Annotated in this window: 18 protein-coding genes; 17 read left to right on the forward strand and 1 reads right to left on the reverse strand. The window is 72.2% G+C overall.

The window, feature by feature from the left end:
• The first annotated feature begins 43 nt into the window (after window positions 1–43).
• The 9 genes from mltG (at window position 44) to nusB (ending at window position 8882) form a co-directional block, all read left to right on the forward strand.
• A complete protein-coding gene (gene mltG, locus ACH4OA_RS16755) occupies window positions 44–1684 on the forward strand; it encodes an endolytic transglycosylase MltG (protein ID WP_397936887.1) in 1641 nt (546 codons plus the stop codon).
• Window positions 1665–2504 (forward strand): shikimate dehydrogenase, encoded by an 840-nt coding sequence (locus ACH4OA_RS16760; RefSeq protein WP_397936885.1) that lies wholly within the window; start codon window positions 1665–1667, stop codon window positions 2502–2504. Before mltG ends, ACH4OA_RS16760 begins: the two co-directional genes overlap by 20 nt.
• A 163-nt stretch (window positions 2505–2667) precedes the next feature.
• A complete protein-coding gene (gene aroC / locus ACH4OA_RS16765) occupies window positions 2668–3852 on the forward strand; it encodes a chorismate synthase (protein ID WP_397969537.1) in 1185 nt (394 codons plus the stop codon).
• 5 nt (window positions 3853–3857) lie between these two features.
• Entirely contained in the window at window positions 3858–4376 is a 519-nt protein-coding gene (locus ACH4OA_RS16770; RefSeq protein WP_397969539.1) for a shikimate kinase, read from the forward strand.
• A complete protein-coding gene (aroB, locus tag ACH4OA_RS16775; protein WP_365875670.1) occupies window positions 4373–5464 on the forward strand; it encodes a 3-dehydroquinate synthase in 1092 nt (363 codons plus the stop codon). Before ACH4OA_RS16770 ends, aroB begins: the two co-directional genes overlap by 4 nt.
• Window positions 5465–5640: 176 nt before the next feature.
• Window positions 5641–6588: a Pro-rich N-terminal domain-containing protein gene (locus tag ACH4OA_RS16780; RefSeq protein ID WP_397969541.1), complete on the forward strand. Its 948-nt coding sequence runs from the start codon at window positions 5641–5643 to the stop codon at window positions 6586–6588.
• Window positions 6589–6733: 145 nt separating this feature from the next.
• Window positions 6734–7840, forward strand: a complete 1107-nt coding sequence (locus ACH4OA_RS16785; protein ID WP_365875674.1) for an aminopeptidase P family protein — start codon at window positions 6734–6736, stop codon at window positions 7838–7840.
• Window positions 7841–7884: 44 nt separating this feature from the next.
• A complete protein-coding gene (efp, locus tag ACH4OA_RS16790) occupies window positions 7885–8451 on the forward strand; it encodes an elongation factor P (protein WP_365875676.1) in 567 nt (188 codons plus the stop codon).
• Between the two features lie 2 nt (window positions 8452–8453).
• Entirely contained in the window at window positions 8454–8882 is a 429-nt protein-coding gene (gene nusB, locus ACH4OA_RS16795) for a transcription antitermination factor NusB (RefSeq protein WP_365875678.1), read from the forward strand.
• Window positions 8883–9162: 280 nt separating this feature from the next.
• On the opposite strand, the gene bldD is transcribed toward nusB, so the two are convergent.
• The gene (gene bldD, locus ACH4OA_RS16800; protein ID WP_014671524.1) at window positions 9163–9666 is read right to left on the reverse strand and encodes a transcriptional regulator BldD; all 504 of its coding nucleotides are present in this window, start codon (window positions 9664–9666) and stop codon (window positions 9163–9165) included.
• Window positions 9667–9916: 250 nt separating this feature from the next.
• Here bldD and pyrR point away from each other — a divergent pair, with 250 nt between their 5' ends.
• From pyrR to pyrF, 8 genes are all read left to right on the forward strand, one after another.
• Window positions 9917–10498, forward strand: coding sequence for a bifunctional pyr operon transcriptional regulator/uracil phosphoribosyltransferase PyrR (pyrR, locus tag ACH4OA_RS16805; protein ID WP_397969543.1), 582 nt, complete (start codon window positions 9917–9919; stop codon window positions 10496–10498).
• Between the two features lie 91 nt (window positions 10499–10589).
• Window positions 10590–11567 carry an aspartate carbamoyltransferase catalytic subunit gene (locus ACH4OA_RS16810; protein ID WP_365875682.1) on the forward strand — a complete coding sequence of 326 codons (978 nt, stop codon included), beginning with the start codon at window positions 10590–10592 and terminating at the stop codon, window positions 11565–11567.
• 4 nt (window positions 11568–11571) lie between these two features.
• Window positions 11572–12858, forward strand: a complete 1287-nt coding sequence (locus ACH4OA_RS16815) for a dihydroorotase (RefSeq protein ID WP_365875684.1) — start codon at window positions 11572–11574, stop codon at window positions 12856–12858.
• On the forward strand, window positions 12855–13415 hold the full coding sequence (locus ACH4OA_RS16820) for a hypothetical protein (RefSeq protein ID WP_365875686.1): 561 nt from the start codon (window positions 12855–12857) through the stop codon (window positions 13413–13415). The genes ACH4OA_RS16815 and ACH4OA_RS16820 overlap by 4 nt, the downstream gene beginning before the upstream one ends.
• Window positions 13412–14554 (forward strand): glutamine-hydrolyzing carbamoyl-phosphate synthase small subunit, encoded by a 1143-nt coding sequence (gene carA / locus ACH4OA_RS16825; protein WP_397936880.1) that lies wholly within the window; start codon window positions 13412–13414, stop codon window positions 14552–14554. Before ACH4OA_RS16820 ends, carA begins: the two co-directional genes overlap by 4 nt.
• On the forward strand, window positions 14547–17855 hold the full coding sequence (carB, locus tag ACH4OA_RS16830) for a carbamoyl-phosphate synthase large subunit (RefSeq protein WP_397936878.1): 3309 nt from the start codon (window positions 14547–14549) through the stop codon (window positions 17853–17855). Before carA ends, carB begins: the two co-directional genes overlap by 8 nt.
• Window positions 17856–17911: 56 nt before the next feature.
• Window positions 17912–19018, forward strand: coding sequence for a quinone-dependent dihydroorotate dehydrogenase (locus tag ACH4OA_RS16835; protein ID WP_397936876.1), 1107 nt, complete (start codon window positions 17912–17914; stop codon window positions 19016–19018).
• On the forward strand, window positions 19015–19860 hold the full coding sequence (gene pyrF / locus ACH4OA_RS16840; RefSeq protein WP_365875694.1) for an orotidine-5'-phosphate decarboxylase: 846 nt from the start codon (window positions 19015–19017) through the stop codon (window positions 19858–19860). Before ACH4OA_RS16835 ends, pyrF begins: the two co-directional genes overlap by 4 nt.
• The last annotated feature ends 232 nt before the right edge of the window (window positions 19861–20092 follow it).

Genomic DNA, 20092 nt, shown 5'->3' on the forward strand with positions numbered 1-20092 from the left:
ACACCGGACGCGTGCCCGTCGGCCTCGCGGCTCTAGGGGATCGATGACTGAGTATGGCCGGGGCCCAGGCTCCGAACCGTGGCATCCGGAGGACCCGTTGTACGGGGACGGCGGATGGAGTGGACAGCAGGCCCAGGACGGCCGGCAGTCCTACGGCGGCCGGCCGCAGCAGCATCCGCAGGCGCCCGTGTACGGCGACTGGAGCCAGGAGCAGCAGTCCGGGTACGGCGAGCAGCACCACCACGACGGTCCGCCGCGGTACGAGGAGCAGTTCGCCGGGCAGGGCCAGCACCAGTTCCAGCAGGGCGCCTGGGACGCGACCGGCAGCCACGGCCACGTGCCCTACGCCGCCGACCCGGGCGACCCGTACGGCCAGCAGCCCGTGGCCTACGGCGCGGAGCAGCCCGACCTCTACGGCACCGAGGACGCCTACCCGCCGCCGGAGCCGCCCGGCCGCAGACGCCCCGAGCCCGCCCCGGAGCCCGGGGTCGCGGACGACGAGGACCAGGCCCTCCCGGTGGCGGGCGGCGGCGGGGACGACGAGGAGTACCCGCTGAGCCGCCGCGAGCGGCGCGGCAAGGGCCGCAAGCCGGACAAGGACAGGAAACGGCGCACCGGCTGCGCCTGCATGGTGGTCGTCCTGGTCTTCGGCGGCGGCCTCGCCGGCGTCGGCTATTTCGGCTACACGTTCTACCAAAATCGTTTCGGCACGGCCCCGGACTACGCGGGCGACGGCATCAGCCGGACGGTGACCGTGGAGATCCCCAAGGGCGCGGGCGGCTGGGAGATCGGCCGCCGCCTGAAGGAGGCCGGCGTCGTCAAGAGCGCCGAGGCGTTCGTCCACGCCCAGGGCCAGACCCCGGGCGGCGACGGCATCCAGGCCGGCGCCTACCTCCTGAGGAAGGAGATGTCCGCCGCCAGCGCCGTCAAGCTGATGATGGACCCGCGCAGCCAGAACAACGTGATCGTCACACCGGGCGAACGCAACTCGGGCGTCTACGCGGCCGTCGACAAGCAGCTCGAACTGCCCAAGGGCAGCACCAAGACGATCGCCCGCAAGCAGTACAAGGCGCTCGGCCTGCCCGCCTGGGCGAAGAACACCGGCGACCTCATGGACCCGCTGGAGGGCTTCCTCTTCCCCGGCACCTATCCCGCGGCCAAGGGCATGAAGCCCGAGGCGGTCCTGCGCCAGATGGTCACCCAGGCCAAGCAGAAGTACGCCGCCTACGGCCTGGACGACAAGGCCCGGGAACTCGGCGTGGAGAACGCGTTCGAGCTGGTCACGGTCGCCAGCCTGGTCCAGGCGGAGGGCAAGACGCACGAGGACTTCCGCAAGATGGCCGAGGTGGTCTACAACCGCCTCAAGCCCACCAACACCGAGACCAACCGGCTGCTCCAGTTCGACTCGACCTACAACTACCTCAAGGGCACGAGCAACATCCACATCTCCGAGAAGGAGATCAACAGCAACGCGAGCCCGTACAACACCTACCGCCACCAGGGGCTTCCGCCCGGCCCGATCGGCAACCCCGGCGAGGACGCGCTGAAGGCCACGCTGAACCCGACGCACGAGGGCTGGATCTACTTCGTGGCGACCGACGGCACGAACAACACCGAGTTCGCCAAGACCTACGCCGAATTCCTGGAACTGAAGGACAAGTTCAATGCCAACGCGGGCAACTGACGGCCGCCGGGCCGCGGTGCTCGGTTCGCCGATCGCCCACTCCCTCTCCCCGGTGCTGCACCGGGCCGCGTACGAGGCCGCAGGCCTCACCGGCTGGTCGTACGACAGCTACGACGTGGACGAGGCGGCGCTGCCCGGCTTCCTCGACGGGCTCGGGACCGGGTGGGCGGGCCTGTCGCTGACCATGCCGCTGAAGCGGGCCGTCATCCCGCTGCTGGACGAGATCAGCGACACCGCGGCCTCGGTCGACGCGGTCAACACGCTCGTGTTCACCGAGGACGGCCGTCGGCGCGGTGACAACACCGACATCCCGGGCATGGTGGCCGCCCTGCGCGAGCACGGCATCGAAGAGGTCGGCTCCGCCGCCATCCTCGGCGCCGGCGCCACCGCCTCCTCCGCGCTCGCCGCGCTGGCCCGGGTCTGCACCGGCGAGGTCGTCGCCTACGTCCGCGGCGAGGCCCGCGCCGCCGAGATGCGGCAGTGGGGCGAGCGGCTCGACGTGGAGGTCCGCACGGCGGACTGGGCCGACGCCGCGGAGGCACTGCGCGCCCCGCTGGTGATCGCCACCACGCCCGCCGGCGCGACCGACGCCCTCGCCGCCGCCGTGCCCGAACGCCCCGCCACCCTCTTCGACGTGCTCTACGACCCGTGGCCCACCGCGCTGGCGGCCCGCTGGTCCATGTACGGCGGCGCGGTGGTCAGCGGTCTCGACCTGCTGGTCCACCAGGCCGTGCTCCAGTTCGAGCAGATGACCGGGCACACCCCGGGTCCGCTGGAGGCGATGCGGCACGCCGGCGAACGGGCGCTCGCGGCCCGCTGACGCTCCCGCCCGCGTCCGCCTGCTGGACCGGCGGCCGGATCCCGGCGCCGGACGTGGGAGGATCGGAGGTGGCGTACCGGGGTCGCGCACCCGGTGGCGCCGTCGCCGTGCGCCAGACGCGCGTACGCCGGGCAGTACCGGGCGCGAGCACTGAGGAGCATCGTTGAGCAGGCTGCGTTGGCTGACCGCCGGGGAATCCCATGGTCCCGCACTTGTCGCGACGCTGGAGGGTCTTCCCGCCGGCGTGCCGGTCACCACGGAGATGGTGGCGGATCACCTGGCGCGGCGGCGGCTCGGCTATGGGCGCGGTGCGCGGATGAAGTTCGAGCGGGACGAGGTGACCTTCCTCGGCGGTGTCCGGCACGGTCTGACCCTCGGCTCGCCGGTGGCGGTCATGGTGGGCAACACCGAGTGGCCGAAGTGGGAGCAGGTCATGTCCGCCGACCCGGTGGACCCGGCGGTGCTGGCCGAGCTGGCGCGCAACGCGCCGCTGACCCGGCCGCGGCCCGGACACGCGGACCTGGCGGGCATGCAGAAGTACGGCTTCGACGAGGCCCGCCCGATCCTGGAGCGCGCCTCCGCCCGGGAGACCGCCGCACGGGTGGCGCTGGGCGCGGTGGCCCGCTCCTACCTGAAGGAGACGGCCGGCATCGAGATCGTCTCCCACGTGGTGGAGCTGGCCTCGGCCAAGGCGCCCTACGGCGTCTACCCGACCCCGGCCGACGTGGCGAAGCTGGACACGGACCCGGTGCGCTGCCTGGACGCCGACGCCTCCAAGGCGATGGTCGCGGAGATCGACCAGGCCCACAAGGACGGCGACACGCTCGGCGGCGTGGTCGAGGTGCTGGCCTACGGCGTCCCGGTGGGCCTCGGTTCCCACGTGCACTGGGACCGCCGGCTGGACGCCCGGCTGGCCGCCGCGCTGATGGGCATCCAGGCGATCAAGGGCGTCGAGGTCGGCGACGGCTTCGACCTGGCCCGGGTGCCCGGCTCCCAGGCCCACGACGAGATCCTGACCACGCCCGAGGGCATCAAGCGGGCCACCGGCCGGGCCGGCGGCACCGAGGGCGGACTGAGCACGGGCGAGCTGCTGCGGGTGCGGGCGGCGATGAAGCCGATCGCGACGGTGCCGCGGGCGCTGCGCACGGTGGACGTGGTGACCGGTGAGCCGGCGCAGGCCCACCACCAGCGGTCCGACGTGTGCGCGGTGCCGGCGGCCGGCATCGTGGCCGAGGCCATGGTGGCGCTGGTGCTGGCGGACGCGGTGGCCGAGAAGTTCGGCGGCGACAGCGTGCCGGAGACCCGCCGCAACGTGCGTGCGTACCTCGACGGCCTGGCGATCAGGTGAGCGAGGTGGGCGGGGCCCCCGTGGTCGTCCTGGTCGGCCCGATGGGCGTGGGCAAGTCCACGGTGGGCCGGCTCCTCGCCGGGCACCTGGACGTCGCCTACCGGGACACCGACGACGACATCGAGGCCGCCGAGGACCGGACCATCGCCGAGATCTTCGTCGACGAGGGCGAGGCGGCCTTCCGCGCCAAGGAGAAGGCGGCGGTGCGCGCGGCGCTCGCCGCACACCGGGGCGTGCTGTCGCTGGGCGGCGGCGCGGTCCTGGACCCGGACACCCGGGCGCTGCTGGCCGGACACCGGGTGGTGTACCTGTCGATGGACGTCGAGGAGGCCGTCCGGCGCACCGGCCTGAACGTGGCGCGCCCGTTGCTCGCGGTCAACCCGCGCAAGCAGTGGCGCGAGCTGATGGAGGCGCGCCGGCATCTGTACGAGGAGGTCGCCACCGCGGTCGTGGCGACGGACGGACGCGGCCCCGACGAGGTCCTGCGCGGCGTCCTGGACGCACTGGAGTTGAAGCAAGGATGAGCGAGGCAGTCACCCGCATCCAGGTGGGCGCCACGGCGGGCACGGACGCGTACGAGGTGCTCGTGGGCCGGCAACTGCTGGGCGAGCTGGGCGGACTGATCGGGCGGCGGGCCAAGCGCGTCGCGGTGATCCACCCGGAGGCGCTGGCCGAGACCGGTGAGGCGCTGCGCGCCGACCTGGCCGGGCAGGGCTACGAGGCCGTCGCCGTCCAGGTGCCGAACGCGGAGGAGGCCAAGACCGCCGAGGTCGCCGCCTACTGCTGGAAGGCGCTGGGCCAGTGCGGCTTCACCCGGACCGACGTCATCGTCGGCGTCGGCGGCGGCGCGACCACGGACCTGGCCGGCTTCGTCGCCGCCACCTGGCTGCGCGGGGTCCGCTGGATCGCGATCCCGACCACCGTGCTGGCCATGGTGGACGCGGCGGTCGGCGGCAAGACCGGGATCAACACCGCGGAGGGCAAGAACCTGGTCGGCGCCTTCCACCCGCCGGCCGGCGTGCTGTGCGACCTGGCCGCGCTGGACTCGCTGCCGGTCCACGACTACGTCTCCGGACTGGCCGAGGTCATCAAGGCCGGGTTCATCGCCGACCCGGTGATCCTGGATCTGATCGAGTCCGACCCGCAGGCCGCCCGCACCCCGGACGGCCCGCACACGGCCGAGCTGATCGAGCGCTCGATCCGGGTGAAGGCGGAGGTCGTCTCCGCGGACCTGAAGGAGTCCGGGCCGCGGGAGATGCTGAACTACGGCCACACGCTCGGCCACGCGATCGAGAAGAACGAGCGCTACAAGTGGCGGCACGGGGCCGCGGTCGCGGTCGGCATGCACTTCGCCGCCGAACTGGGCCGGCTGGCGGGCCGGCTGGACGACGCGACGGCCGACCGGCACCGCAGCATCCTGGAGTCCGTCGGGCTCCCGCTGCACTACCGCTACGACCAGTGGCCCAAGCTGCTGGAGACGATGAAGGTCGACAAGAAGTCCCGCGGCGACCTGCTGCGCTTCATCGTCCTGGACGGGCTGGCCAAGCCGACCGTCCTGGAGGGCCCGGACCCGGCGGTCCTGCTGGCCGCCTACGGCGAGGTCGGGCAGTAGGTCCCGCTCCGTACGCTCCGTCCCCTCCGTGCGATGTCCCGTACCGGGCCGGGCACTTCGGGCCGTCCCCGGCCGTTTCACCGAACGACGGCCGGGGACGGTACCGTTCGGTAGGCGGCGCGGGCGTGCCCCCGCCGCCGGCAGCAGAGCGCCTGTACGAGACGGAGTGGCAACGGATGCAGCACGCAGTGGGGTCTCCGCTGCCGCCGCCCCACCAGCCGGGGCAGGGCCCGCACGCCGGCTGGGCGGCGGCCGCACACCACCCGGGAGCCTCCCCGGGCCCGGCACCCGTGCCTCCACCGCCACCAGGCCTCCCGGTCCCACCGGGTACTGTGCCCCCGGTCCCACCGGGCTCCGTGCCTCCGGCCCCGCCCGGTCCCGTGCCCCCGGCCCCTCCGGGTGCCGTGCCTCCGGCTCCGCAGCAGCTTCCGGCTCCCGCCGGACCGCTGCCCGGGCAGCACATACCGGCCCCGCCGGCTCCCGATAGCACCGGTCACGTGCCGCTGCCACCCGGCGGCCCGGCCGGCGCCCCCGCGACGCCGCCCGGCGCGGTCGCCGACCCCACGGCCACCACCCTCGCCGTCCTCCTCATCGGCCCGGCCGGCGCGGGCAAGACCAGCGTCGCCAGGTACTGGGCGGACCACCGCCGGGTGCCCACGGCCCACATCAGCCTGGACGACGTGCGCGAATGGGTGCGCTCCGGCTTCGCCGACCCCCAGTCCGGCTGGAACGAGAACTCCGAGGCCCAGTACCGCCTGGCCCGCCGCACCTGCGGCTTCGCCGCCCGGAACTTCCTGGCCAACGGCATCTCCTGCATCCTGGACGACGCCGTCTTCCCGGACCGCCCGGTCGTCGGCCTCGGCGGCTGGAAGCGGCACGTCGGCCCCGGGCTGCTCCCGGTGGTCCTGCTGCCGGGCCTGGACATCGTCCTGGAGCGCAACGCGGAGCGCACCGGCAACCGCCGCCTCACCGACGAGGAGGTGGCCCGCATCCACGGCCGCATGGCCGGCTGGTACGGCTCGGGCCTGCCGATCATCGACAACTCCCAGCTGGACGTCCCCGGGACGGCCCGCGTCCTGGACGAGGTCCTGGCGCGGGCGATAGCCAGCCCGCCGAGCTGGTGAGCGAGCGGCACACCGCCACCGACTAGCGGCACACCCCCACGGCCCCGCACCCGGCCGGCGCACGGCACCGCCGCCCACCTGCCCCGCAGCCCCACTCGGCCCCCAAGAATCAGCACAATCCGGACAAAACTCCTACGCTCGTCTCATGTCAGAGGTGTACGCGAACCGCCGATCCCGGCTGAGGGACCATGTCACCGCGGCCGGCACCGCGGCAGCGCTCGTCACCCGTCCGGCCAACGTCCGCTATCTCGCCGCCGCCGCCCCGCGGGACGCCGTCCTGCTGCTCGGCAGGCGGGAAGACCTCCTGGTGTGCGCGGGGCCGCCGGACGACCGCCCCCACGAGGGCAGACCGGACGAGAGCGTGCGCCTGCACGTCCTGCCGGCCAACGGCGGCGACACGGCGGTGGCCGCGGCCGGCCTGGCCGTGGCCCAGGGCGCCGACTCCCTGGCGGTCGAGGAGCACCACCTCACCGTGGCCCGGCACCGCGCCCTCGCCTCCGTCGCCCCCGGACTCCGCCTCACCGACGTCGGCGGGGCCGTCGAGCAGCTGAGGGTGGTCAAGGACGAGGAGGAGATCTCCTGTCTGCGCATCGGCGCCGAGATCGCCGACCAGGCCCTCGGCGAGCTGCTGGAATCCATCCTGGTCGGCCGCACCGAGCGGCACCTCGCGCTGGAGCTGGAACGGCGCCTGGTCGACCACGGCGCCGACGGCCCGGCCTTCCCCACCTCCGTGGCCACCGGACCGCACGCCGGCCGGCGCGGCCACCGGCCCACCGACCGGCGCGTGGAGGAGGGCGACTTCCTCTCCGTCTGCCTCGGCGCCACCTACCGCGGCTACCGCTGCGAGATCGGCCGCACCTTCGTCATCGGCACCTCGCCGGCCGACTGGCAGATCGAGCTGTACGACCTCGTCTTCGCCGCCCAGCGCGCCGGCCGGGAGTCCCTCGCCCCCGGTGCCGCCTGCCGTGACGTGGACCGCGCGGCCCGGCAGGTGCTGGACTCGGCGGGCTATGCGGAAGCCCTGCCACCGCTGACCGGACACGGTGTCGGACTCGAAATCGACGAGGACCCGCAGTTGGGTCCCGCGGCCATGGGTAAACTGGACGCTTGCGTGCCGGTCACCGTCGAACCGGGGGTCCACCTCCCGGGACGGGGCGGTGTCCGGATCGATGACACGCTCGTCGTACGCCCCGAGGCGGACGGCGGACCCGAGCTACTCACCATCACGACCAAGGAGCTGCTCGCGCTGTAGCGCGTGTCCCGGGGTCGTACGTCAGTCCAGGAGATTCCGCAACCGTGGCTTCCACGAACGACCTCAAGAACGGCCTGGTGCTCAAGCTGGAAGGCGGCCAGCTCTGGTCCGTCGTCGAGTTCCAGCACGTCAAGCCCGGCAAGGGCCCGGCCTTCGTGCGCACCAAGCTCAAGAACGTGCTCTCCGGCAAGGTCGTCGACAAGACCTTCAACGCCGGCGTCAAGGTCGAGACGGCCACTGTCGACAAGCGCGACATGCAGTTCTCGTACATGGACGGCGACTACTTCGTCTTCATGGACATGGAGACCTACGACCAGCTGATGGTCGACCGCAAGGCCGTCGGCGACGCCGCCAACTTCCTGATCGAGGGCTTCACCGCCACGGTCGCCCAGCACGAGGGCGAGGTGCTCTTCGTCGAGCTGCCGGCCGCCGTCGAGCTGACCGTGGCCGAGACCGAGCCGGGCGTCCAGGGCGACCGCTCCACCGGTGGCACCAAGCCCGCCACCCTGGAGACCGGCCACCAGATCCAGGTGCCGCTCTTCATCACCACCGGTGAGAAGATCAAGGTCGACACCCGCACCAGCGACTACCTCGGCCGGGTGAACAGCTAACCGTGGCTGCCCGCAACACGGCCCGCAAGCGCGCCTTCCAGATCCTCTTCGAGGGCGACCAGCGCGACGCCGACGTCCTGACCGTCCTCGCGGACTGGGTCCGGCTCTCCCGGTCCGACACCCGGCAGCCGCCGGTCAGCGAGTACACGATGCAGCTGGTCGAGGGCTACGCCGAGCACGCGCGGCGGATCGACGAGCTGATCTCGCAGTACGCGGTGGGGTGGACGCTGGACCGTATGCCGGTCGTCGACCGCAACATCCTGCGGCTGGGCGCGTACGAGCTGATCTGGGTCGACGAGACCCCGGACGCCGTCGTCCTGGACGAGATGGTGCAGTTGGCGAAGGAGTTCTCGACGGACGAGTCGCCGTCGTTCGTCAACGGCCTGCTGGGCCGGCTGAAGGAGCTCAAGCCGACGCTGCGGCGCGCCTAGCCCGCGCCGGCGAGAAGGGGCGCCGTGGGACCACGGCCGGCCAGGGACGACCCGAGCGTCGTCGTCGGCCGGCTCGGTTCCCGGCGCCCCTTCGGCATACCCCGCCCCCGTCGGGCGTGCCGTGTGGCTCCCTGGCGCGCCGTGCCGTCCCTTCGCGGGGCAGGCAGGGCCCGGTTGCCCGGGGAGGTGCCCGTACGGCCGCAGAAAGCCGCCGGGGCGGCCGGAACCGTTAAGTTCCAGCCACCCCGGCGGCACGTTTCTGCTGAATTCGTGGGAGCGGTTACGCCTCTTCGTGCGTGGCGACCGCGCGGCGCGCGTCCGCGTCCAGCACGCCCCAGCTGATCAGCTGCTCGGTGAGGACCGAGGGCGACTGGTCGTAGATCACGGCGAGTGTGCGCAGGTCGTCCTGGCGGATCGAGAGCACCTTGCCGTTGTAGTCACCGCGCTGCGACTGGATCGTCGCCGCGTAGCGCTGGAGGGGGCCCGCCTTCTCGGCCGGCACCGTGGCCAGCCGCTCCAGGTCCAGGACCAGCTTCGGCGGCGGCTCGGCGGCGCCGCCCGGCGTGGTGCCCGGCAGGAGTTCCTGGACCGGAACGCCATAGAAATCGGCCAGCTCGGCCAGCCGCTGAACGGTCACGGCACGGTCGCCGCGCTCGTACGAACCGACCACCACGGCCTTCCAGCGACCCTGGGACTTCTCCTCGACACCGTGGAGGGAAAGGCCCTGCTGGGTGCGGATGGCCCGGAGCTTGGCCCCGAGCTGTTTGGCGTATTCGCTGGACATATGGCTCCCCGGACACTGTGTCGACGCGGCCGGCTGTTTTCCCGCCGCGGCTGGTAACTCACTGTGAGGTTACGCAGCGTGACTCTGCTGCGTCAAGCCGGATGGTCCACACCGACTCTTCCGTGCCGGTGGCCGCCCGTTACGCCAAGCGGGTGACAAGAGGACGCCGGATGACCTGCTACGGTGGATGGCGCAATTACGACGTCCTTTAAGGTCCGTCCCGTGAGGCGGAGAAGGAGGTCCGTTTCGTATGGACACGCACGACACGCCCACACATCCGCACGCGACCGACGCGCGGCCCGTACTCGAAGGCCCCGACATCGCGCGGGTGCTGACCCGCATCGCCCACGAGATCGTCGAACGCGCCAAGGGCGCCGACGACGTGGTGCTCCTCGGCATTCCGACCCGGGGCGTCTTCCTCGCCCGGCGGCTCGCCGACAAGCTGGCGCAGATCACCGACCGCACCGTTCCGGTCGGCTCGCTCGACATCACCATGTACCGCGACGACCTGCGCATGCACCCGCCGCGTGCGCTGGCCCGCACGGAGATCCCCGGTGACGGCATCGACGGCAAGCTCGTCGTCCTCGTCGACGACGTGCTCTTCTCCGGCCGCACCATCCGCGCCGCCCTGGACGCCCTGAACGACATCGGCCGCCCGCGCGCGGTGCAGCTCGCCGTGCTGGTCGACCGCGGCCACCGCGAACTGCCCATCCGCGCCGACTACGTCGGCAAGAACCTCCCCACGTCGCTGCGGGAGACGGTCAAGGTCCAGCTCGCCGAGGAGGACGGTCGCGACACCGTGCTGCTCGGTGTGAAGCCGGCCGCTCAGTAGCACGCCGGGCGCACGGCACGCCCCCGCGTGTCACGGCCTGCGCCTGCCTGCCCGAAATCTCCCGAATGAACTGCCTTACGGAGCCTGTCAGATGCAGCGTCATCTCATCTCGGCCGCCGACCTCACCCGCGACGACGCCGTCCTGATCCTCGACACCGCCGAGGAGATGGCCCGGGTCGCGGACCGGCCGATCAAGAAGCTGCCGACCCTGCGCGGCCGGACGATCGTCAACCTCTTCTTCGAGGACTCCACGCGCACCCGGATCTCCTTCGAGGCCGCCGAGAAGCGGCTGTCCGCGGACGTCATCAACTTCTCCGCCAAGGGCTCCTCGGTGTCCAAGGGCGAGTCCCTGAAGGACACCGCCCAGACCCTGGAGGCCATGGGCGTCGACGCCGTGGTCATCCGGCACGGCGCCTCCGGGGCCCCGTACCGGCTCGCCAACTCCGGCTGGATCGACGCGGCCGTCATCAACGCCGGCGACGGCACCCACCAGCACCCCACCCAGGCCCTGCTGGACGCCTTCACCCTGCGCCGCCGGCTGATCGGCCGGGACGCCGGGCTCGGCCAGGACCTGTCCGGCAAGCGGATCACCATCGTCGGCGACGTCCTGCACAGCCGGGTCGCCCGCTCCAACGTCGACCTGCTGCACACCCTCGGCGCCGAGGTCACCCTGGTCGCCCCGCCCACCCTGGTGCCGGTCGGCGTCGAGAGCTGGCCGTGCGCGGTGTCGTACGACCTCGACAGCGCCCTGCCCAAGTGCGACGCCGTGATGATGCTCCGCGTGCAGCGCGAGCGCATGAACGCGGCCTTCTTCCCCACCGAGCGCGAGTACGCGCGCCGCTACGGCCTGGACGGCGACCGCATGGCGCGGCTGCCCGGGCACGCCGTCGTGATGCACCCCGGCCCGATGGTGCGCGGCATGGAGATCACCGCCGAGGTCGCCGACTCCGGCCGCTGCACCGCCGTCGAGCAGGTCGCCAACGGCGTCTCCATCCGGATGGCCGTGCTGTACCTGCTGCTCGGTGGCAACGAGCCCGCCGTCACCCACTCTCGTACCGAGGAGAAGTAAGACCATGAGCAAGATCCTGATCCGTGGTGCGAAGGTGCTCGGCGGCGAGCCGCAGGACGTGCTGATCGACGGCGAGACCATCGCCGAGGTCGGCGCGGGGCTGTCCGCCGAGGGCGCGGAGGTGGTCGAGGCCGGCGGCAAGGTACTGCTGCCGGGCCTGGTCGACCTGCACACCCATCTGCGCGAGCCGGGCCGCGAGGACTCCGAGACGGTGCTGACCGGCACCCGCGCGGCGGCGAGCGGCGGCTTCACGGCCGTGTTCGCCATGGCCAACACCTTCCCCGTCGCCGACACCGCCGGCGTGGTCGAGCAGGTCTGGCGGCTGGGCAAGGAGCACGGCTACTGCGACGTGCGGCCCATCGGCGCCGTCACCGTCGGCCTGGAGGGCCGCAAGCTGGCCGAGCTGGGCGCCATGCACGAGTCCGCGGCCGGCGTCACCGTCTTCTCCGACGACGGCAAGTGCGTGGACGACGCGGTGATCATGCGCCGCGCCCTGGAGTACGTGAAGGCCTTCGACGGGGTCGTCGCCCAGCACGCGCAGGAGCCGCGGCTGACCGAGGGCGCCCAGATGAACGAGGGCGTCGTCTCCGCCGAGCTGGGCCTGGGCGGCTGGCCCGCCGTCGCCGAGGAGTCGGTCATCGCCCGGGACGTGCTGCTCGCCGAGCACGTCGGCTCCCGCGTCCACATCTGCCACCTCTCGACCGCCGGCAGCGTCGAGATCGTCCGCTGGGCCAAGTCCCGCGGCATTCAGGTCACCGCCGAGGTCACCCCGCACCACCTGCTCCTCACCGACGAGCTGGTGCGCACCTACAACCCCGTCTACAAGGTCAACCCGCCGCTGCGCACCGAGCGCGACGTGCTGGCCCTGCGCGAGGCGCTCGCCGACGGCACGATCGACATCGTCGCCACCGACCACGCCCCGCACCCGCACGAGGACAAGGACTGCGAGTGGGCCGCCGCCGCCATGGGCATGGTCGGCCTGGAGACCGCGCTGTCGGTGGTCCAGGAGACCATGGTCGACACGGGCCTGCTGGACTGGGCCGGCGTGGCCGACCGCATGTCCGTCAAGCCGGCGCGGATCGGCCGGGCCACCGGCCACGGCCGCCCCGTCTCGGCTGGTGAGCCCGCCAACCTCACCCTGGTCGACACGGCATACCGTGGTCCGGTGGACCCCGCGGGCTTCGCCTCGCGCAGCCGCAACACCCCGTACGAGGGACGTGAGCTGCCGGGCCGTGTGACGCACACCTGGCTGCGGGGCAAGGCCACGCTCGTCGACGGGAAGCTCACGTGACACCTGTAATCCTGCTGGCCGAGGCGAAGAAGTCGGCCGAGGTCACCGACTGGGGGGCCCGGATCGGCTGGCTCGTCGGGCTGCTCCTGTTCATCGCGCTCCTCTACTGGCTGATGCGCGAGGGCTGGAAGTGGCGCGGCACCCTCCAGGGCGACCTGCCGGCCCTGCCCGGCGCGCCGCAGGACACCGGCCCGGCCAGACTGAGCATGAGCGGCCGCTACCACGGCTCCACCACCGCCGGGCAGTGGCTGGACCGCATCGTGGCCCACGGGCTCGGCACCCGCAGCCGGGCCGAGCTGACCCTGACCGACGCGGGCCTGGAGGTCGAGCGCCCCGGCGCCACCGACTTCTTCGTCCCCGTGGCCGCCCTGCGCGGCGCCCGCCTGGACAAGGGCATCGCCGGCAAGGTCCTCACCGAGGGCGGACTGCTGGTGGTGACCTGGCAGCACGGCGACAGACTGATCGACTCCGGATTCCGCTCGGACCGCTCGGCCGAGCACGCCGAGTGGGCCGACACCCTGAACAAGATGACCAACGACACGGAAGGCGCACGATGACGACCTCCACCAGGGGAGCCGCCAGGGTTCCCGCCGTACTCGTCCTGGAGGACGGCCGCATCTTCCGCGGCCGCGCCTACGGGGCCGTGGGGGAGACCTTCGGCGAGGCCGTGTTCTCCACCGGCATGACCGGCTACCAGGAGACCCTCACCGATCCGTCGTACGACCGGCAGATCGTCGTCGCGACCGCTCCCCAGATCGGCAACACCGGCTGGAACGACGAGGACGACGAGTCGGGCCGCATCTGGGTCTCCGGTTACGTCGTGCGCGACCCCTCGCGGGTGCCGTCCAACTGGCGGGCCACGCGCTCCCTGGACGACGAGCTGGAGCGCCAGGGCGTGGTCGGCATCTCCGGCATCGACACCCGCGCCCTCACCCGCCACCTGCGCGAGCGCGGCTCGATGCGGGCCGGCGTCTTCTCCGGCACGGCCCTCGCCCCGGACAGCGAGCTGCTGGCGCGCGTGCAGGCCCAGCCGCAGATGAAGGGCGCGAGCCTGTACGAGGAGGTCGCCACCAAGGAGGCGTACGTCGTCCCGGCGGTCGGCGAGAAGCGGTTCACCGTCGCCGCCGTCGACCTCGGCATCAAGGGCATGACCCCGCACCGCATGGCCGAGCGCGGCATCGAGGTGCACGTCCTGCCCGCCACCGCCACCCCCGACGACGTCTACGCCGTCGAGCCGGACGGCGTCTTCTTCTCCAACGGCCCCGGCGACCCGGCCACCGCCGACGGCCCGGTCGCGCTGATGACCGCCGTCCTGGAGCGCCGGACCCCGCTGTTCGGCATCTGCTTCGGCAACCAGATCCTCGGCCGCGCCCTCGGCTTCGGCACCTACAAGCTGAAGTACGGCCACCGGGGCATCAACCAGCCGGTGCAGGACCGTACGACCGGCAAGGTCGAGGTCACCGCGCACAACCACGGCTTCGCCGTGGACGCGCCGCTCGACCGGGTCAGCGAGACGAGGTTCGGCCGCGCCGAGGTCTCGCACGTCTGCCTGAACGACGACGTCGTGGAGGGGCTCCAGCTGCTCGACCAGCCCGCCTTCTCCGTCCAGTACCACCCCGAAGCGGCAGCCGGTCCGCACGACGCCGCCTACCTGTTCGACCGCTTCGTTTCCCTGATGGAGGGCCAGCGTGCCTAAGCGCACCGATATCCAGTCCGTCCTGGTCATCGGCTCCGGCCCGATCGTCATCGGCCAGGCCGCCGAGTTCGACTACTCCGGCACCCAGGCCTGCCGCGTGCTCAAGGCCGAGGGCCTGCGCGTGGTCCTGGTCAACTCCAACCCGGCGACGATCATGACCGACCCGGAGATCGCCGACGCCACCTATGTCGAGCCGATCACGCCCGAGTTCGTCGAGAAGATCATCGCCAAGGAGCGCCCGGACGCCCTGCTGCCCACCCTGGGCGGCCAGACGGCCCTGAACACCGCGATCTCGCTGCACGACAACGGCGTCCTCGCCAAGTACGGCGTGGAGCTGATCGGCGCCAAGCCCGAGGCCATCCACAAGGGCGAGGACCGCGACCAGTTCAAGGCGGTCGTGGAGGAGGTCCGCAAGAAGATCGGGCACGGCGAGTCCGCCCGCTCGGTCATCTGCCACTCCATGGACGACGTCCTCCAGGGCGTCGAGACCCTCGGCGGCTACCCGGTGGTCGTCCGCCCGTCCTTCACCATGGGCGGCGCCGGCTCCGGCTTCGCGCACGACGAGGAGGAGCTGCGCCGCATCGCCGGCCAGGGCCTCACGCTCTCCCCGACCACCGAGGTGCTCCTGGAGGAGTCCATCCTCGGCTGGAAGGAGTACGAGCTGGAGCTGATGCGCGACAAGAACGACAACGTCGTGGTCGTCTGCTCCATCGAGAACTTCGACCCGATGGGCGTGCACACCGGTGACTCCATCACCGTCGCGCCCGCGATGACCCTGACCGACCGCGAATACCAGATCCTGCGGGACGTCGGCATCGCCGTCATCCGCGAGGTCGGCGTCGACACCGGCGGCTGCAACATCCAGTTCGCGGTCGACCCCGAGGACGGCCGGGTCATCGTCATCGAGATGAACCCGCGCGTGTCGCGCTCCTCCGCGCTGGCCTCCAAGGCGACCGGCTTCCCGATCGCCAAGATCGCCGCCAAGCTGGCCGTCGGCTACACGCTGGACGAGATCCCGAACGACATCACCGCCGAGACCCCGGCCTCCTTCGAGCCGACCCTGGACTACGTGGTCGTCAAGGCCCCGCGGTTCGCCTTCGAGAAGTTCCCGCAGGCCGACTCCTCGCTGACCACCACCATGAAGTCGGTCGGCGAGGCCATGGCCATCGGCCGCAACTTCCCCGAGGCCTTCCAGAAGGCGCTGCGCTCCCTGGAGAAGAAGGGCAGCCAGTTCACCTTCGTCGGCGACCCGGGCGACAAGGACACTCTGCTGGAGGAGTCCCGCCGCCCCACCGACGGCCGGATCAACACCGTCATGCGGGCCATCCGCGCCGGTGCCACGCCCGAGGAGGTGTTCGCCCACACGAGGATCGACCCCTGGTTCGTGGACCAGCTCTTCCTGATCAAGGAGATCGCGGACGAGCTGGCCGAGGCGCCCGAGCTGACCGCCGGCCTGATCGACGAGGCCAAGCGGCACGGCTTCTCCGACCAGCAGATCGGCGAGATCCGCGGCCTGCGCGAGGACGTCGTCCGCGAGGTCCGGCACGCCCTCGGCATCCGCCCGGTCTACAAGACGGTCGACACCTGCGCCGCCGAGTTCGCCGCGAAGACGCCGTACTTCTACTCCTCCTACGACGAGGAGACCGAGGTCGCGCCGCGCGAGAAGCCGGCCGTCATCATCCTGGGCTCCGGCCCGAACCGCATCGGCCAGGGCATCGAGTTCGACTACTCCTGCGTCCACGCCTCCTTCGCGCTGGCCGACGCCGGGTACGAGACCGTGATGGTCAACTGCAACCCGGAGACCGTCTCCACGGACTACGACACCTCCGACCGCCTGTACTTCGAGCCGCTGACGCTGGAGGACGTGCTGGAGATCGTCCACGCGGAGCAGCAGGCAGGCCCGGTCGCGGGCGTCGTCGTCCAGCTCGGCGGCCAGACCCCGCTGGGCCTCGCGCAGGCCCTGAAGGACAACGGCGTGCCGATCGTCGGCACCCCTCCGGAGGCCATCCACGCGGCCGAGGACCGCGGCGCCTTCGGCCGCGTCCTCGCCGAGGCGGGCCTGCCGGCCCCCAAGCACGGCACGGCCACCACCTTCCAGGAGGCCAAGGTCATCGCCGACGAGATCGGCTACCCGGTCCTGGTCCGGCCCTCGTACGTGCTCGGCGGCCGTGGCATGGAGATCGTCTACGACGAGACCCGCCTCGCCTCCTACATCGCCGAGTCCACCGAGATCAGCCCCTCCCGGCCGGTCCTCGTCGACCGCTTCCTGGACGACGCCATCGAGATCGACGTCGACGCGCTCTACGACGGCGAGGAGCTGTACCTCGGCGGTGTGATGGAGCACATCGAGGAGGCCGGCATCCACTCCGGCGACTCGGCGTGCGCGCTGCCCCCGATCACCCTCGGCGGCTTCGACATCAAGCGCCTGCGCGCCTCCACCGAGGCCATCGCCAAGGGCGTCGGCGTGCGCGGCCTGATCAACATCCAGTTCGCGATGGCCGGCGACATCCTCTACGTCCTGGAGGCCAACCCGCGCGCCTCGCGCACGGTCCCCTTCACCTCCAAGGCGACCGCCGTGCCGCTGGCCAAGGCCGCCGCCCGGATCTCGCTGGGCACGACCATCGCCGAGCTGCGCGCCGAGGGCCTGCTGCCGAAGACGGGGGACGGCGGCGAGCTGCCGCTGGACGCGCCGATCTCGGTCAAGGAGGCCGTCCTGCCGTGGTCGCGCTTCCGCGACATCCAGGGCCGCGGCGTGGACACCGTCCTCGGCCCGGAGATGCGCTCCACCGGCGAGGTCATGGGCATCGACTCCGTCTTCGGCACGGCGTACGCCAAGTCGCAGGCGGGCGCCTACGGGCCGCTGCCCACCAAGGGCCGCGCGTTCATCTCGGTCGCCAACCGCGACAAGCGCTCGATGATCTTCCCGGCGCGCGAGCTGGTCGCCCACGGCTTCGAGCTGCTCGCCACCTCCGGCACCGCCGAGGTCCTCAAGCGCAACGGCATCAACGCCACCGTGGTGCGCAAGCAGTCCGAGGGCACCGGCCCGAACGGCGAGCGGACGATCGTCCAGCTCATCCACGACGGCGAGGTCGACCTCATCGTCAACACCCCGTACGGCACCGGTGGCCGCCTCGACGGCTACGACATCCGTACCGCGGCCGTCGCCCGCTCGGTGCCGTGCCTGACGACCGTCCAGGCGCTCGCCGCGGCCGTCCAGGGCATCGACGCCCTCAACCGCGGCGACGTGGGCGTCCGCTCGCTCCAGGAACACGCGGAACACCTGACCGCGGCCCGCGACTAGCAGCCCGCCCCGAGGGGGACACCGTCAAACGGTGTCCCCCTCTTCACGAGGACACCATGTACAAGATCTTCTTCAACCTCGTCTTCCGCCGCATGGACCCCGAGCGCGCCCACCACCTGGCCTTCCGCTGGATCCGTCTGGCCGTCCGCGTGCCCGGCCTGCGCACCTTCGCCGCGGCCGCCCTGGCGCCCCGCCACAAGGAACTGCGCACCGAGGCGTTCGGGCTGCGGATGCACGGCCCGTTCGGGCTCGCCGCCGGCTTCGACAAGAACGCCGTCGCCATCGACGGCATGTCGATGCTGGGCTTCGACCACGTCGAGATCGGCACGGTGACCGGGGAGCCGCAGCCCGGCAACCCCAAAAAGCGGCTGTTCCGCCTGGTGGCGGACCGGGCGCTGATCAACCGCATGGGCTTCAACAACGACGGCTCGCTGGCCGTCGCCGCCCGCCTGGCCGCCCGTGAGCCGGTCTTCAGGACCGTCGTCGGCGTCAACATCGGCAAGACCAAGGCCGTCCCCGAGGCGGAGGCCGTCGCCGACTACGTGAAGTCGGCCGAGCGGCTCGCGCCGTACGCGGACTACCTGGTCGTCAACGTCTCCTCGCCCAACACGCCCGGCCTGCGCGACCTCCAGGCGGTGGACCACCTGCGCCCGCTGCTGACCGCCGTGCGCGAGGCCGCCGACCGCGCGGTGACCGGCCGGCGCGTGCCGCTGCTGGTGAAGATCGCCCCCGACCTCGCCGACGAGGACATCGACGCGGTCGCCGACCTGGCCGTGGAACTGGGCTTGGACGGCATCATCGCCACCAACACCACCATCGCCCGCGAGAGCCTCGGCCTGCGCTCCGCGCCCGCGCTGGTGCGGGAGACCGGCGGGCTGTCCGGGGCGCCGCTCAAGGAGCGCTCCCTGGAGGTCCTGCGCCGCCTGTACGCGCGCGTGGGCGACCGGCTCACCCTGGTGGGCGTCGGCGGCGTGGAGAGCGCCGAGGACGCCTGGCAGCGCATCCTGGCCGGTGCGACGCTGGTCCAGGGCTACAGCGCCTTCATCTACGAGGGCCCCTTCTGGTGCCGGTCCCTGCACAAGGGCCTCGCCGCCCGGCTGCGCACCAGCCCGTACGCCACCCTCGCCGACGCGGTCGGCGCCGACGTGAGGAAGCCCGCATGAGCCCGTTGGAGCCCTTCGGCGCCCGGTTGCGCCGCGCCATGGACGAGCGCGGCCCGCTGTGCGTCGGCATCGACCCGCACGCCTCGCTGCTCGCCGAATGGGGCCTGGCGGACGACGTGGCCGGTCTGGAGCGGTTCAGCCGCACGGTGGTGGAGGCGCTGGCCGGCCGGGTGGCCGTGCTGAAGCCGCAGAGCGCCTTCTTCGAGCGGTTCGGCTCGCGCGGCCTCGCCGTCCTGGAGAAGTCGGTCCAGGAGGCGCGCGCGGCCGGCGCCCTGGTGGTGATGGACGCCAAGCGCGGCGACATCGGCTCCACCATGGCCGCCTACGCCGAGGCGTTCCTGCACCCGGACGCCCCGCTGTTCTCCGACGCCCTGACCGTCTCGCCGTACCTCGGCTACGGCGCGCTCGCCCCGGCCGTGGCACTGGCCCGGCAGAGCGGTGCCGGGCTGTTCGTGCTGGCGCTGACCTCGAACCCGGAGGGCGGCGAGGTGCAGCACGCGGTGCGCGCGGACGGCCGGACCGTGGGCGCGGCCATGCTGGCCCATCTGGCGGCCGAGAACGCGGGCGAGGAGCCGCTCGGCTCCTTCGGCGCGGTGGTCGGCGCCACGCTCGGCGATCTGTCCTCCTACGACCTGGACATGGGCGGCCCGCTGCTCGCGCCCGGCATCGGTGCCCAGGGCGCGACGCCCGCGGACCTGCCCGGCGTGTTCGGCGCGGCGGTGCGCAACGTCGTGCCGAACGTCAGCCGGGGTGTCCTTCGTCACGGTCCCGACGTCAGCGCGCTGCGCGGGGCGGCCGAGCGGTTCGCGGCGCAGATCCGGGCGGCCGTCGCCGGGGTCTGAGCCCCGGCGGCGGGCCCGGCTGGGCGGCATCCTGCCGGCTTGAGCATGGATACATCCTCAAATCGAGGGCATTATGTCCCAAATGTCTGGCCTGACGGAGGCTGACCAGGACTTTTCCGCTGTTCTCGCTGACTCTGGCGGACTAGCCCGCTAGTCTCCGAGCAGAGGGAACGGGTAAGTGTGTTGCTCGTAACTCCCCAGGTGTGGGGCGACTAGGTTCCTCACCGGTCCG

The organism is Streptomyces sp. NPDC017095, assembly GCF_044332325.1.
Taxonomy (GTDB): Bacteria; Actinomycetota; Actinomycetes; order Streptomycetales; family Streptomycetaceae; genus Streptomyces.